At 43.3% G+C, this 15,143-nt stretch carries 11 protein-coding genes; 4 read left to right on the top strand and 7 right to left on the bottom strand.

Annotated features, from left to right (window positions below):
* Positions 1–36 precede the first annotated feature (36 nt).
* The gene (locus ACXAH9_RS14615; protein WP_474895596.1) at positions 37–987 is read left to right on the top strand and encodes a hypothetical protein; all 951 of its coding nucleotides are present in this window, start codon (positions 37–39) and stop codon (positions 985–987) included.
* A 4-nt stretch (positions 988–991) separates the two neighbouring features.
* On the opposite strand, the gene ACXAH9_RS14610 is transcribed toward ACXAH9_RS14615, so the two are convergent.
* Genes ACXAH9_RS14610 through ACXAH9_RS14580 form a run of 7 tightly spaced genes read right to left on the bottom strand, consistent with a single transcriptional unit; the run spans position 992 to position 12,700 of the window.
* Positions 992–2,257, bottom strand: a complete 1,266-nt coding sequence (locus tag ACXAH9_RS14610) for an McrC family protein (RefSeq protein WP_474895595.1) — start codon at positions 2,255–2,257, stop codon at positions 992–994.
* Positions 2,250–5,114, bottom strand: coding sequence for an McrB family protein (locus tag ACXAH9_RS14605; RefSeq protein ID WP_474895594.1), 2,865 nt, complete (start codon positions 5,112–5,114; stop codon positions 2,250–2,252). The genes ACXAH9_RS14610 and ACXAH9_RS14605 overlap by 8 nt, the downstream gene beginning before the upstream one ends.
* A 42-nt stretch (positions 5,115–5,156) precedes the next feature.
* Positions 5,157–5,366, bottom strand: coding sequence for a KOW domain-containing RNA-binding protein (locus tag ACXAH9_RS14600; protein ID WP_474895593.1), 210 nt, complete (start codon positions 5,364–5,366; stop codon positions 5,157–5,159).
* Between the two features lie 14 nt (positions 5,367–5,380).
* Positions 5,381–6,640, bottom strand: a complete 1,260-nt coding sequence (locus tag ACXAH9_RS14595; protein WP_474895592.1) for a hypothetical protein — start codon at positions 6,638–6,640, stop codon at positions 5,381–5,383.
* A 16-nt stretch (positions 6,641–6,656) separates the two neighbouring features.
* Positions 6,657–9,848: a type I restriction endonuclease subunit R gene (locus ACXAH9_RS14590; protein ID WP_474895591.1), complete on the bottom strand. Its 3,192-nt coding sequence runs from the start codon at positions 9,846–9,848 to the stop codon at positions 6,657–6,659.
* Positions 9,841–11,154 (bottom strand): restriction endonuclease subunit S, encoded by a 1,314-nt coding sequence (locus ACXAH9_RS14585; RefSeq protein ID WP_474895590.1) that lies wholly within the window; start codon positions 11,152–11,154, stop codon positions 9,841–9,843. The genes ACXAH9_RS14590 and ACXAH9_RS14585 overlap by 8 nt, the downstream gene beginning before the upstream one ends.
* The gene (locus ACXAH9_RS14580) at positions 11,144–12,700 is read right to left on the bottom strand and encodes a class I SAM-dependent DNA methyltransferase (RefSeq protein WP_474895589.1); all 1,557 of its coding nucleotides are present in this window, start codon (positions 12,698–12,700) and stop codon (positions 11,144–11,146) included. Before ACXAH9_RS14580 ends, ACXAH9_RS14585 begins: the two co-directional genes overlap by 11 nt.
* 552 nt (positions 12,701–13,252) lie before the next feature.
* Between ACXAH9_RS14580 and ACXAH9_RS14575 the strand changes: the two genes are divergently transcribed.
* From ACXAH9_RS14575 to ACXAH9_RS14565, 3 genes are all read left to right on the top strand, one after another.
* Positions 13,253–13,681, top strand: a complete 429-nt coding sequence (locus tag ACXAH9_RS14575) for an HU family DNA-binding protein (RefSeq protein WP_474895588.1) — start codon at positions 13,253–13,255, stop codon at positions 13,679–13,681.
* 97 nt (positions 13,682–13,778) lie between these two features.
* A complete protein-coding gene (locus ACXAH9_RS14570) occupies positions 13,779–14,153 on the top strand; it encodes a hypothetical protein (RefSeq protein ID WP_474895587.1) in 375 nt (124 codons plus the stop codon).
* Entirely contained in the window at positions 14,150–14,710 is a 561-nt protein-coding gene (locus tag ACXAH9_RS14565) for a hypothetical protein (protein WP_474895586.1), read from the top strand. Before ACXAH9_RS14570 ends, ACXAH9_RS14565 begins: the two co-directional genes overlap by 4 nt.
* Positions 14,711–15,143: the final 433 nt, after the last annotated feature.

The raw sequence follows: 15,143 nt of genomic DNA, 5'->3' as shown, positions 1-15,143 counted from the left end.
TATCAATATCCGCTCAGTATAAGGTAAATTTAAAAAATGACGAAATCCCTAGCGTATCATACACCTGATCCAAGGTGGCAAAGTTTTGGATGTGAAGATTTCGATAGCTATGCTTCAAAATATATTATCCAAGCTAAATTCCACTCAAAGGTAGATGAAGAGGTTGTCGAAGATTTTAAGACTGTTGAGTACTTGCTTGCACATGCTTACTACTACTATCCTTTAATTGATGAAGCTCTCAACAAAATGCTGAGGATTCTGGAAATGGCGATTAAGAAAAGAGCAGAGAGTTACGGGATAGAATTGAAAAAAAGAACCGGTGACAGGCCACTACAAAAAATCGTTAATGAGTTAGACGGACTTGAACCAGACAAAAACCTAAAGAGAAATTACAATCTGGCAATTAAGCTTAGAAACACTCTAATGCATCCAAAACAATCCCAATTATTTGGGACTACAGGTTTTGCTGCCATGTATCAGCTCGTAAACGTTTTGAATGAAATGTTTCTAGATAATAACTACTTCATTGAAAGAAGAAAGGTTTTAAATAGCACTAGCAAAAAGCTTAAAAAGTTTAAAACGGCCAGAATACTGAAAAAGGAAAAAGAAAACCAATACTCTATGCACCACGGTATTCATCCATTATCTGTCGATCTAATTAATGGAGAATGGATCCACTTTTGGGCACTACACTCTCACTCGAAAAACCTTCCAAAAATGATTTCCCAAAACCCTTTACCAAAGCCTAACATAATGCCAGTAAAAAATTTCCGTTTTGGAAAAAATGAATTGATAATTCAAACATTAGATGATGAAGAGATACACTTCAAATTAAGCATTGACAAAGCTCAAGATGTCATGTTCGAATTATTTGAAAAGGAAATAGAAAAAATTGATGAATTAGAATTCAAAAGACATCTGCACGCAACAGAGGTTTTCCTATCTCATAAGCTTATTAAAACGAGATACGAATATTGCTGGTCTTAGCTTTTTAAAACTCTATCTTGTTTAAAATACCTCTTCCAATATCCACCCTCAATTTTTTCTCTCTATCAATGAGATCCACAAACAGCCTACCACATCTGAGATCTGAAGCAGATTGGTTTTGCTGAATAGAAAAATAATCACCTTCTTCTTTTCTGATAGATTCATCGTCCAAAGTGGCTGGATAGACCAGGTAGTTTTCTTTCGAATCAAAGTATTGTGCATAAGTAAACAACTGCCTTACATCCTCCACGGATGTTTTTGACTCATACTTCCATTTGGTGTCTAGCACCCATCGTTTGTTGAGAGAGAGGTCCTCTACCACAAGGTCAGGACGTAGGGTTATTTTGCTACCCAGGGAAGGTTTCCAAAAATTCCTACTTTGTTGAAACAGCACACGCATAGATTTATTGGATCTGCACGCTCTTTTTAGACACCAGTAGATATAGACTTCCCACAAGTCATTCATATCAAACATGATTGCAAGTAAATCATCTTTCCCGGTTGACAAATCCGGATGAAAGTTCAGTAGAATTATACGAGCCAGTGTAATAGCCCTCTTGTATCCATCCGTTTTACGATCATAATCGAGATCAAATAATCGCTCGTTAATGGTCTTTTGGTCACATTCCGGGAAATACAATAGTAGACTTTGAGCCCTCAGCTTTAAGTCTGTGCTTCCAATGGCATCAACAACCTCAAGGGTAGCCCTTAAAATGAAGTTGAATATATTGTCCTGGTCATATACCTGATGCTCCACATAGAAACGCTCAGAATGTGTGGCATTCTTCGTGACTTGTTCGTGTACAAGCAGCTTGCCCTTTAAAGACGTCCGATTCCCCTGCGTGCTTCGATATTTTTTAACTAATCCCTGATGAATTAACCTTTCTGATTCTATTAAGAATAATTGCAGGTAAGCATCTAAAACACTGTGATTTCTAAGGTTAATGCTGGCTTGGCTGGTGGTTTTAACTTCTACTTGAAAAGAGATCAAAAGCATTTGAAGCAGCACATTTTGCCAGGTGCGTTTATTATCAGTCCCTTTATCAACTTTGGGTAATACTTCAATGGTCAGATCGCCTACTTTGATAACGCCTACATGCTGATTGAATCTAACTTCCTTGAAAAAGGTAGTATAAAATGAGGAATCAGTGGTCTCTGCATATCGAGCAAGCGCCTCCAAATGACGCTGTTTAAACATAACCCCTTCATAGGTCTGCGCCACTTTCAACCTTCCCCATTCAAAGACTTGTATGGTTTGATTTTTACTCACCAATACATTGCATTACTGCCGATATGATCTCTGACTCACGCACCTTCTTCACACGATAAACCGATCGTTCCATTACCTCATCATCAGTTGCAAAGCGAGGCTTCCAATCCTCTACTTTCTCAATAAAGCCATTTCCTAGAATCAGACTGATTTTTTCGTAATCATTGTAGAAGTATTCCTTTAATAAAGGAATAACGTTGGTATTGAATGTATCCGAAAGATCAACCGGAAGGTGCTTTTCTAAAAAGTAACTGTGCCCGATTTGATGATCTTCGTCCTTCAAAAATGCAATTCGCTCATTGATCACTTTGAGTAAATCCGCGAGCGTATTTTCCGTGCCTTCAATTTTATGTTGCAACCCTTCCAGTTCATAATTAGGACCTAAGAAATCAAATTTGAAACGTCTGCGCAGGGCTACATCCAATGCTTCCACGCTTCGGTCTGCGGTATTCATGGTTCCTATTATGAATAAGTTAGGAGGAACAGAGAACGAATCCCTGCTGTACGGCAACTGCACTTGTAAGGCTTCTTTTTTACCCGCTCGCTTGCTCTCCTCGATTAAGGTGATAAGCTCACCAAAAATTTGTGATACATTGCCTCGATTGATTTCATCTATAATCAAAACGTAAGGCTTGCCTTGAGACTCGCGATATTCATCCCAGTCCATTTTTTTAACTACCTCAACCTTTTCCTCAAAAGTATAAGTCCGCTTACGCTCGGTAGCCTTAGGTATATCTGATTGATTTCGAATCGCATTTAAGACCGTCCAATAAGCCGTGGAATTGCTCCCTCCAATGATTTCTCTAAACTGATCATTGATATTCGATACGTCATCTAAATCTTTTATCTCAGCATTGAGCTTCGTTAATCGCTGTTTAGAGACCGTATATGACCTGGAACCATCGATATGTTTGATTATTACATTGCCACGATCGGATACGCTATCCACTAAAACCTTACCTCCAGTTTTTGTTTTCAATTTCATTTCTCCAGCGGAAAGCTGTTCTTCCACTTGCTCCATGAATGAATCATAGGCCAAAGAGAAATCGAGTATATCTTCTGTTTCCAAAGAGAGTTTCTCCCTTGCTATTGAAAAGGCCGCCTCTATGCAGACCTTTTTAAAGACACCTGGTACCACTTCGTATTTCACGAATTCATCTCCCTCTTCTGGTTTCAAAGGTTTGAGACCTTCAATAAAATCCTCATAGCTCATGCTCTGATGGAAGGTGGTAAACAAGATTTGACCGGCTTTCTGTAATTCATCAAATCGATCCTTCACAATTGAACGGTCTTGATTCAAATCAAAATCAGCATCACATATAGCAATTGCCTTATTGATGGTGTTGTAGGTCTTACCAGTCCCAGGTGGACCATAAAGTATTTGATTCAGAGGTTCTGTGATTTTATTCATTACCGATACATTATTCTTTTCACCATGAGAGCCTTGCCATAATTCGATTACTCTCTTTTTCGTTTTTTCTTGCTGAATAGCTCGGATCCCTTTCTGTAGCTTGTATTCAAACTGCTCATCTTTATTCAGTTCTCTCCATTTTGCTTTTGCTACCAGCAGCCAGTCTTCGATTGGAATGGAATAAGACTTGAATGGATCGTGGTGTTCCGGAGTAGTTAATACGGAAACCATATCCTCAGATACCTGTGCGATGGCTCTAGCTTGATAGCCTTCGGTTACTAATACCAAATCTCCCTTCTTAAAGCGATATTCCTCTACGCCAAGCAATATGTTGTGCTCTTTTAAATATGGATAGAAACTTTCTAGCCCGGAATCCCAATTGCATCCAAGTTTCCAAATGGTTACACTGTTTAGATCTTGCATGCGCAATAGTTTATCCTCCAAAAAATCTCGAAAGGTACCAGCGCCTTTAAAACCAGCAGGTAAATCTGCCAAGAGCTGTAGTATGATCTCCTTACTGTATTGCTCCTCCTTGAGCCATTGATCATCTCTACCAACAACCTTTTGAATAGCTGGCTGCACGTTTTCACCATAAACACGGACAGTGGATGTCGCATATTCATCTTCTTTCAGATAATCCATGTACTCAATCACCAATGGATAGTAGTTCACTTGATTGATGAATGTATACAGCACATTGTGATCAAAAGCCATCAGTTTCAACGCACTATTGGTGGTTTTGGCTTCTGTACCCCAGGTTATTCTCCCACCACTGACTGCATCGTAATATCGCCTTATGCTCGCCATTGACTCGTTCTCCATCTGATCTGGTAGATCATCCCAATTGGATAGTGTGATGGTAGCAAAAATGGCATCAATCACTCCCCCACTTTTAAACTCAAAGGTTTGCTGATAAACGGCTGAATCTATTTTTTCACTCGATTGATTGTCCAGCATAAAAGACACCTTGACCCCTTCCTTACTATCATGAAAGCTCAGAACGATTCTTTGGCCAATGATCATGCGTGCCTTTGTTCCATCAGCTATGGTAAAACGAACATGATAAGGATCAATCTTCGTTTTGCTGAGCACTTTGTTGCAAAAAAGCATGTAAGATCTAAACAGCTCTTTATCGCTTAGCTTTTTAATGAAGACATCTAATTGAGCACGTTCTGTCTGATCATAAATTTCAATTCGCTCCTCAATATCAAATCCATAAGCTTCGCAAAATCTGTATCGCGTAGAGTCGTCAGACGAAAAATCAACTTTTGCATTTTTCAAACCTGCAAGGTGATAAACGAACGCCTTAAAAGGTTGCTCCTTCTTTCCTCTACGTATATAGTATTTTGTGCCCTTGGCATTGTCCAGCTCCTTATCCCGGAGATGATCCCACTGTTCTTCTACATAGGCTGGATCTAAGATTGATATGAATTCATTAAATGTCATTTAAAACTCATTTAATCTGAAACTAAAATCATAATCACGGATCTATAATTTCTCGATTTGACTCTCTTTAGCCCAAATTATTCCCGTTGGCTTATTCAATGGTATCGCGATCTTATACCAAGTTGGCTTTCCCATAACTTCATCTCCATGGTCAGTTTTAAGTGTGTGATTCTCCTTACTTACCTCTTCTACTTTACCCTTAAGGTTTTCAGGCTTTACTCTCACAGAATCACCTGGTTTAAACTTGTTCATATTAGTTTATAATTCTATCCTCTTAAAAACTCAATAAAGTCCTCTACTGAAATCTCAGACAGATTATTCTTGATTTTCTTTAGTTGATAATGTTGTTTATTTAACCACTCTGATTCGGGTGTTCGAATGTCAATTACCTTAATATGATTTCCTCTAGATGAGTAGTACTTTTCGATCCTATCATTTATCCCTTTATCATTAAAACCATAACCTATCACCAAAAGAGATTCTGCTAAACTCAAGCTCTCCTCAAATTGCTTTAAGAGCAAATTAAAGTGCGGGTTCTCGAGGTATCTAGACATTTTCTCTGTTGTACCTGTTAGAAATTCTGGTTCCACATTATCAATAGCATAAGAGCGATCAATTCTACCTTCAATTGTATTTTCTATGTAGTAGTCTTGCACATTATAATCATTCATAATTCTGAAAAGTCTCACATCAGCTGAATTATTCGTATTGTGAATAATCTTTGTTGTTATACTTCCATGAAGCTTATATAGGCTTATAGGATTAGGGTATTCACCAGAGTAGTATGGCAATCGAATATCATATTCTTTGTGGACCTCTGGATCGTGATGATGAAAATCAACAATTACTTTACCATAAATAGGTGATCCCTTTGTCGTGTAACCATTAGAAAACTTCCCATATAGATTTGAATGCTTATAGCCTAAAAATTCCAGCAACAAATCATGATTTAATGAATGGATGTCTATATCATATGAGTCGGAAATATTTGAAAGAAAACCAATGAAACTATCATATGGAGGAAAATTCGAATAGCTTACATCATTAAACAGTTTCGCGTCAAATAGCTGACTGGAGATCAACTGATTGAAATTCCTATCAAAATTGTACAACCATTGTTTCGCATTGTATTCAAATGGAGGGTTATACTTTTCCTTAAATTCTTCAACAAATACTTCAATTTCCTTATTCTCACCTCTTCTTCTATACAAGGAATAATAATCAAAGAATACCTCATAATTAAAGTCCTCTTCACTTTTAAGGATTCTATCACAATAGAAGTCTAAGAAATCTTGAATGAACAACTTATCGTAAGGACTATTCCATGGGCTTGGATCCTTTCTTCCATTTAAAAAAAAGCAATGTAAATCGGTGTGAATTGCAATTTCTGAATGATCTATTTTTCTGAGACGCTTATTTAGTTTTGAAACACCAGGTATACCGAAAGGAATGGAAAAACCAGACCCAATTAATAACGAAATCTTTTTTCTAGGTTTCTTGTCCTTTATTGATAATAGTTCACCCATACTCACCTATTTAGCCTCACCCCCTATTCCTCTTATAATTCTCCGCTTGGGCAAAGATTTCCTGATAGACCTCATCCCGATCAACCGGAGGGTAGTCATGCTCCCCAAGGAGTAGAATGAGGTCTACTTTTAGTTCTGCTTTGATGTCGTTGCGCTTGGACCAGTCAGTGTATTTGGCTTTGTCATCTACGACCTTTTTGACTTCCTGAGCCAATGGGATCAGCTTCTCTTCCGGATACACAAAGTCATACTTGTGAGCTAAGTCATTCAGGATGTCATAGAAGGCTTTCTCTTCAAAGGAGATACCCAGCTCCTCTCCTTCATTGTAGGCTTCCTTGATGGCCATGATCATCTCCGTGAGGCTTTCTGCCATCTCATCATACACACGGCCCTCCAGCGTATCCTGCTCCTTGCGCTCATTGTATTGATCTACCAGACGTTGAAATTTATCTGTAAAGTCAATCCCTCTTGCCCGGTTGGTTTTCTTTAGGTCTCCAATGGCTTTCTTTAGAAGCTGTTGTAGGAGCTTGATCTTGGTGTTCGGTAGCTTGATCCGATCAATGCGCTCCATGTAGTCCTGATCGAAGATGTCAAACGAGCTGGTCTGGTCATCACCCAGTTTGAATATCTCCTCCACCCCATCGCTCTTGATGGCCTCCTGGATCATGTCTCTTACTTTGGCGTTCATCTGGGCCGTGTCCGGCGCATCTCCTTTTGTGAGCTTAAAGACAATAGACCTGACAGCCAAGTAGAAATGCACATGATCACGTTCATCATCCGTAAAGGTCTCGTTACCACAGCAGATGTCATACGAGGCTTTCAGACGCTTTACCAAGTCCATGAAGCGCTTCTCCTGCTGTTGAGTGAGTTGAACAAACTCTGCGGCTTTATTCAGGCACTCCAGCTGCTCTTTAGGCGAGCCTGTGAAGTAAGCAGATGTATCAAACTTATGGAAGTACTTGGACAGTACATCCAGCATGTCTCTTACGACTGTGATGGATTGCTGAATGTCCTCAAAGTTCTGCTCATCTTCCTTGGAGTACATCGCCAGGGCAATATTCATCTGACGCTTGATCCCGAAGTAGTCCACGACCAGACCTTTGTTCTTTCCTTCAAACTTTCGGTTAACTCTTGAGATGGTTTGAATCAACGAATGCTTTTGCAAGGGCTTATCCAGGTACATGGTATCCAGAAAGGGTACGTCAAAACCCGTCAACCACATATCTACTACAATGGCAATCTTGAAATTGGACTTGGCCTCTTTGAATTGACGATCCAGTTCTTTTCGATCGTCTTTTGAACCCAACAAATCATACAACTCCCGGTCATCGTCTTGCCCTCTGGTCATCACCATATTGACCCGTGCCATCGGCTTGAGCTTCTTCTTTTCTTTTTCCGTTAGTTCTGCACCCTCTTCTGCAATTTTTAATTCTGCCCACTCCGGACGCAAGGCGATAACCTTCTTGTACAACTCAAAGGCAATCTCCCGGCTGCTGCATACAAACATGGCCTTTCCCTTTACTGTAGATCCTTCGGCTATCCGCTCTTCATAGTGCTTGACAAAATCTTCCGCAATGGCTTGCAAACGATCCTTATCCCCAATGATGGTGTTCATCTTGGCGGTGGCCTTCTTGCTCTCTTCGACCTGGTATTCATTGGCCCCTGCCTCAGCTGCCTCCTCGTAGTACTTCTCAATTTGCTGGAGCTGCTCATTGTCCAATATCACTTTAGCTGCACGGCCTTCATAGACGATTCTCACGGTGATTTCATCCGTTACGGACTCATTCATCGTGTAAGCGTCCACAACAGGCCCAAAGACATCTAACGTGGCATCTACAGGCGTTCCAGTGAAGCCCACATACGTAGCATTGGGCAAGGAGTCATGCAGGTACTTAGCAAAGCCGTAGCTCTTCTTTACCCCGTCCTCTGAGACTTTGACTTTCTGATCCAGATTGACCTGGCTTCTATGTGCCTCATCGGAAATACAGATGACATTCTCCCGCTCAGTGAGCAGCTGGGTATCTTCTGTGAACTTGTGAATGGTGGTCAGGAAAACACCCCCTGAGTTTCTGCCCTGCAATAGTTCTCTTAGCTGTTGCCTGCTGGTGACGCTGCGCACCTCATTGTCTCCAATGTATCCCTTGGCTCCTTCAAATTGCTCGGACAACTGATCGTCTAAGTCCGTGCGGTCGGTGATGAGTACAATGGTAGGACTGGACAACTCTGTGGCTCGCATGAGTAGCCGGGTGAGAAAGAGCATCGTGAAGGACTTGCCGCACCCCGTGGCTCCAAAGTAAGTGCCACCTTTTCCGTCTCCATCTGGTTTCAGGTGGGCCTTTATGTTATTGAATAGCTTCCGGGTGGCATAGTACTGTGGATACCGACACAGGATCTTTTCCTCTTTCTTGCTGGAGTCTGGGAAGAAGATGAAGTTCTGGATGACATCTCTCAGACGTTCCTTCTTAAAAAGCCCTTCTAAAAGGGTGTAGGTAGAATCTATCCCTTGTTTCTCGATGGACTCATCTCCGGTAATTTTACGCCAGGCATAGAAAAACTCATACGGAGCAAAGAAAGAACCTGCCTTGGTATTGATGCCGTCTGAGATGACACAGAAAGCATTGTACTTGAATAGCTCCTGAATGTCTCTTCTGTATCGATTAGTGAGCTGCTTATAGGCATCATGGATGCGTGGCTCTTCACGGGTAGCGGACTTCAATTCAAAGACCACCAATGGCAATCCATTGATATAAAGTATCAAATCCGGGATGCGCATCTCCAGCCCTTCAATGGCCAGCTGATTGACGAGGGTGTAAGTATTGTTATCCTGCTCCGAGTAATCAATGAACTGGATGAACAGGTCTTTTTGCTGAAAATCATCCCGCTCAAAAGTAAACCCATCACTGACCTTCTTCATGATGGCCTTGTTGGTGCTGTAGAGGTCAGAGGCCGGCAGACTTTCAAGTTCTTCCCGGATAAGACGCTCAATCTCCGCATCTGTGATCCCTGCTGATTGATAGCGTTTGGAGAGGTATGCTCGTAGTTCGTCTTTAATTAGTACCTCCTCCGAAACCTTATGGCCGTACTTCTCACTGGCCTCTGCTACGCCCTGCTGGGTACGGACTTCACTTCCATGATGGTAGCTAATCCCTTGCTCTTGCAGCAGGGCAATGAAACTATCCTCCAATGATGCCTCCGTGTATTTAGCCATGCTCAGCAATGATTTGTTCAGCTTCCGGGACCTGTAGCTCTCCAGAAATGAGTTTGGGGAGAAGGGTGTCTCTTAACTCAATAAGTCTTGTATTTGCTACTCTATTTGAGGCCATCTTATTTAGGTTTTGAGTAGCAACATCATCGTAATATGATTGCAGTCGCTTTGAGGGAATCACAATTTCTAATTCGCCAACCCTTGCCCTACTTAATTCCGTTTGACCAGTACTTCCCTCGCCCATTGCCTCGATAGTAGCCTCTAAGGAAAGCATTGCATAGACAAAAAAGCCAGTGGAAAAAGACTCGTCTGCTCTTACAAGAGTGACATGAGAATCTACAACTGTTTCTTCATCAATCTCCCAAACCGGGGCTATTCTACCTAATGTACCAACTCCAGTAGAGTTAATTAAAATGTCACCTTTATCCACAAATCTACCCTCTACCTTTTTCTGATCAGGATCATTTCTCCTTGTTAAAGAATAATCCACTTCATGATTCCTAATGCACTTTTGATTGACTACTCTAACCCCACCTTCTTCAATATACTTAGGAGATATGCCTCTTCTCAACTCAAGGGTACAATCTGAAAGTAATTTCACCTCCCACCCTTCCGGAATCCAGCCCTGTTCTTCTGTGAAGGTGAAGCGATCCGGGAAAGCTGCAACCAGCTCGGGGTTGGTCTGGATGAGCTTTTTCTCGTTGGGGACAGCCTTGCGCTGCTCGGCTTTTTGTTGTAGCGGTTCAGGGATTTCATTACCAGCTGCCAGGGCTTTGTCCAGCACCGGATCAAAGTCCACAAACCAGCTCTTGAAAAGCGCCTGCGCCATCTCCTCCAGCGTCTCATTCATCTTCCGGTTCAGCTCGATCTTATCATCTAAGGTGCCAAGTATGTGGGCGATGGCTTTTTGTTCGGGGAGAGAGGGTATTTCTATTTGCAAGGATTTGAGATCAGAAATAGTAATTTGAGACTGTGCAGACCCTGTATCTAAATATTTTAAGTTTCTAAGTAGAAACTTGTAATAGAAATACTGATTGTCAATTTGCTTTTGATCAGATTCAATCTTTATGGATAAATTAGTTAGATAACACCTTTCTTTTACCAGCTTGACATCTCCTGTACCGCCCACTCCTCTTGCTACAATAATTAAATCTCCCTTTTCCACATTATAATCAGGGTATTTGTATTGGTATTTGTAACCTGAAAATGTTGGATAATCGCCAGTTCCTAACAACTCCTTCTTCGGCATTTTACCATAAGAGAAGTTAGATATATCACCTAAAATAATGGTAGCCCAATCATTCCTCATACCCCAGCATTTTTAAGTTTTCACGAATGGCGACATCTAATTTTTCGCCTTCTTTCATCTGCTCGAACAACTGAGCGGATAAGCCTTCCATCTTTTCTTCAAAAGGAATCCCATCATCTTCCAGCTCAGCCATGCCCACATACCTTCCGGGCGTGAGTACATAATCATTCTTAGCTATTTCTTTGAGGGTGGCACTTTTGCAGAAGCCAGCTACATCCTCATAGTCTCCGTCTTTCTCCTCCCCTCTCCAAGCATGATAGGTCCGTGTAATTTTGTCCAGATCCTCATCGGTCAAGTCCTTATGGACCCGGTCAATCATCGTTCCCATTTCACGTGCATCAATGAAGAGCGTTTCTCCCTCCCGGTTTCGTAAGCCTCGTTCGGGATCTTCCTTTTTATTTTTGGTCATAAACCACAGACACACCGGAATCTGCGTCGTGTAGAAGAGCTGTCCGGGCAAAGCAATCATGCAGTCCACCAGGTCGTTTTCAATCATGCTGCGTCTCAGCTCACCCTCTCCGCTGGTATTGGAACTCATGGAGCCATTGGCCAGCACAAAGCCTGCCGTGCCTCGCTCAGAGAGCTTGGAAAGCATGTGCATGATCCAGGCATAGTTGGCATTTCCCGTAGGGGGAACCTCATAGCCTTTCCAGCGTGGGTCATCCACCAGTTCATTCTTGCCCCTCCATCCACTTTGGTTGAAGGGTGGGTTAGCCATGATGTAGTCTGCTTTGAGATCAGGGTGCTGGTCTTTAAAAAACGTATCTGCCGGTACATCTCCCAGATTACAGGCAATCCCACGAATAGCGAGGTTCATCTTAGCCAACTTATAGGTAGTGGCCGTGTATTCCTGCCCGTAGATGCTAATGTCTTTTTTGTTGCCGTTGTGGTTTTCCACAAACTTGATGGACTGCACAAACATCCCCCCAGAACCACAGCAAGGGTCATAGATTTTGCCTTTGTACGGCTCCAGCATCTCCGCAATGAGGTTTACCACACACTTAGGCGTATAGAACTCTCCACCTCCTTTTCCCTCGGCAGAGGCAAACCTGCCCAGGAAGTATTCGTAGACCCTGCCTACCACATCTTCCTTCTCATCCGCAATCGTATCAATGTTGTTGATGGTATCCAGCAAAGCAGAGAGCTTGCTTGCGTCCATATTGAGGCGTGAGAAGTAGTTATCCGGCAAGGCACCCTTGAGGGAAGGGTTGTTCTTCTCTACGGTATGTAAGGCTGTATCAATTTTTAGAGCAACATCTTCCTGTTTGGCATTTTGCATGATGTAGGACCAGCGAGCCTCCTCCGGAAGAAAGAATACGTTCTGCATGTTGTAGAACTCCTTCATCTCCAGGTATTTCTCTTTTCCGTCCTCGATCAGCTCCTTTCTACGTGCTTCAAACTTGTCAGAGGCAAACTTGAGGAAGATCAAGCCCAGCACTACGTGCTTGTACTCTGAGGATTCTACTTTTCCTCTGAGCTTGTTGGCGGTATCCCAGAGGGCTTCTTCTATTGACTTCTGCTTCTTGGGCGTAGCTGTTTTTGCCATACAGGTTTATTGGTGATAATAATTCGTTGGTTTCATAAAGCTAACAAACCATTAATTATAACTCAAGCCGTCTGTATAATATCCGTGAAAATACGGACGAATTACATCATGCCAGCAACCACACGTGATTGAGCCTTTAACCACACGTCCTTACGCCTTCAACCACACGTCCTTGAAGCCGCAACCACACGTGGTTCGTGAACGGCACTGTATATGCTCCAACCAACCCCTAAAACATGCCTGTGTTTTTAACATTTTTTAGCATCAACCACGCCTTGTTTCCCATTTTTTCGGAATGATAATTGCACTTTTTTCAGTGTCTTAAGATCGTCGGTAAGGAACCCCCGACACCCCGCAAGCACAAGCCGCGCATCAGGCACGTTCCAGCCCTAAGCACCGGTAAGCAAAGCACCTTCATGTTGTACGTTTTCACACTGCAAAACCCCAGGCAGGCATAGCCACGCGTTTGCTCCTGCACCGGCATGATCCGCTCATGCACAGCTTCCCGCTTGCACTTTAAAATCAATGTTAAATTTTTAAACAGTAATTATCATGAGTGTAAAATTTAAATCCATTGCCAAAGGTCAGCCGGGAGTGGCTGGCGGTGGCACCCCGAAGTACTATGCGACCATCGTGCGTGGCACGAAAGTAGATCTGCGCACCTTGCTGGAAGACATAGCCGAGCTAAACATCGTGCATGCAGGCTCTGTATTGGCGGTATTAGAGGCTTTTCTTTCACGGGTAAACTATCACCTCACCAATGGCAGGGCCATAGACCTGGGCCAGCTGGGGTCGTTCTACCCGTCTATCAGCAGTAGTGCAGCAGACCAGCCTGAGAAGGTTGACAGCCAGAAGATCAAGCGCTTTAAGGTGGTCTTCAGACCCAGCTTCTTGCTGCGCAAGCGTATGTCTCTTGTCTCCTATGAAAAGGTAGCCGATGATGGCATCACAGATACCAGTGAGCCAGCTGATGCCGGCTAACCTGAACGTGAAGGTCATGCCCCGGCAGTGAAGGGTGTATGGGTGATACGGGTAAGGCCTTCTTTTCCTTTTTTCCACGATCAAAATCAAAAAAATCATGAAATCCATCATACTACCCCTCAGCATACTAACCCTGGTGGCACTGGTAGGGTACCAGCTGTTTTTGCAACGCCACGCCCATCAGGAGGTGCAGCAGCTAACGCTGCAACTTCAGCACCGGCTGGATACGCTGGAGCAGATCGCCTCCCGTTACGAACGTATCCATCAGCATTACCAAAAACTTCACATTCAGCTCCTCCGCTCCCATCACCGGGCGCATCGTGCCCAGGATGAGCTTACACGCCTGTCGCTGGATCATCAGCAAGAGGTGAGCGCCCTTCAGTCCGAGCTGCAGGCGCTGCTGCGCACCTATCATACGGAAGGGTATGCGCTACCCTCCCATTCCATTGACTCCTTACTCTTTACGCCATGAAAGCCGCGCTCCTACTTTGCATTTGGTGGCTGGCCGGTGTTTCCTCTATTTATGCCGCGCAGGATCGCTCCTTTCTGCCCACGCAGCACCGCATGAAGGCATACCAGGGGGAGCGGGTGCTTATCCTGGCAGACAGTGCCTTCATCGTGAGCATGGCGCAGGCGCAGCTTCTCAACGAAAAGCTGATGGCGCTCAGACACGCCCAGCAGACCCATGCGGAAGTGCTGCGGGCGCATGAAGCGTTGCTGGATAAAGTACAGGACATAGAAGCCATGACGGCCCGACTCCTTCACCGGATGCAGCTGGACCACCAGGTGGTGCATGGCAACCTTTTGGAGCTGTTGGCGCAGCTGGATCAAAGCATTGATTACCTGAAGGCCATCAACGAAGAGCTGGCCACCAATAATGTGGCCCTGCAGGATCAGCTTGCTACCATGGATGACACGATCAAAAGCTTACGTAAGACCAATCGCAAGCTTGCCTGGCGCAACACACGGGACAAGGTGGTGATCGGCGTGGTGGCAATGGGCCTGGGCTTTTTGTTTGGTAGTATGTGAGCTGAAGGCGGAATGAGATTGTTTCTTCATTCGTTCCTCATTCATTGCAATGTCGGTTTATTTCCTCCTTTAGGGGGTCAGGGGGTTGGTCAGGAGTGAGTTAGCTAACACATCCCCCTCCAACCTCACATTCCATCTCACCCCCCTTTGCTAAGGGGGAGTATATCCATTCGCTACGCTTTGATTCGTAAGGTGCTACATAAATCCATTTGTCATGCTGAGGCGGCTGCAAGCCGGGACTCGAAGCATTAGACAAATGAACGTATCTTTTTCACTTTCCAGCTCGCCATGTCATGTTGAGCTTGTCGAAACATAGACATTGTGTGAACCCATTCATAAAAACGTTTGAATTACTAATTGTCGTTTCCCTTCGACAGGCTCAGGGTGACAATTAATAATTTTTGTCATGCTCACTCCTTGTCACCTTGAGTTA

The sequence above is a fragment of the Ekhidna sp. ABH4_415 genome, assembly GCF_056161305.1.
The sequence above is the reverse complement of the archived record's forward strand: the minus strand, read 5'-3'. Positions and strand labels throughout refer to the sequence as shown.

What these genes read in the sequence shown, in the direction of transcription:
- ACXAH9_RS14605 (WP_474895594.1), bottom strand. Translation starts at nt 5,114, where the DNA reads ATGACATTTAATGAATTCATATCAATCTTAGATCCAGCCTATGTAGAA.
- ACXAH9_RS14585 (WP_474895590.1), bottom strand. Translation starts at nt 11,154, where the DNA reads ATGAGGAATGATTGGGCTACCATTATTTTAGGTGATATATCTAACTTC.
- ACXAH9_RS14580 (WP_474895589.1), bottom strand. Translation starts at nt 12,700, where the DNA reads ATGGCAAAAACAGCTACGCCCAAGAAGCAGAAGTCAATAGAAGAAGCC.
- ACXAH9_RS14575 (WP_474895588.1), top strand. Translation starts at nt 13,253, where the DNA reads ATGAGTGTAAAATTTAAATCCATTGCCAAAGGTCAGCCGGGAGTGGCT.
- ACXAH9_RS14590 (WP_474895591.1), bottom strand. Translation starts at nt 9,848, where the DNA reads ATGGCTAAATACACGGAGGCATCATTGGAGGATAGTTTCATTGCCCTG.
- ACXAH9_RS14595 (WP_474895592.1), bottom strand. Translation starts at nt 6,640, where the DNA reads ATGGGTGAACTATTATCAATAAAGGACAAGAAACCTAGAAAAAAGATT.
- ACXAH9_RS14600 (WP_474895593.1), bottom strand. Translation starts at nt 5,366, where the DNA reads ATGAACAAGTTTAAACCAGGTGATTCTGTGAGAGTAAAGCCTGAAAAC.
- ACXAH9_RS14570 (WP_474895587.1), top strand. Translation starts at nt 13,779, where the DNA reads ATGAAATCCATCATACTACCCCTCAGCATACTAACCCTGGTGGCACTG.
- ACXAH9_RS14615 (WP_474895596.1), top strand. Translation starts at nt 37, where the DNA reads ATGACGAAATCCCTAGCGTATCATACACCTGATCCAAGGTGGCAAAGT.
- ACXAH9_RS14565 (WP_474895586.1), top strand. Translation starts at nt 14,150, where the DNA reads ATGAAAGCCGCGCTCCTACTTTGCATTTGGTGGCTGGCCGGTGTTTCC.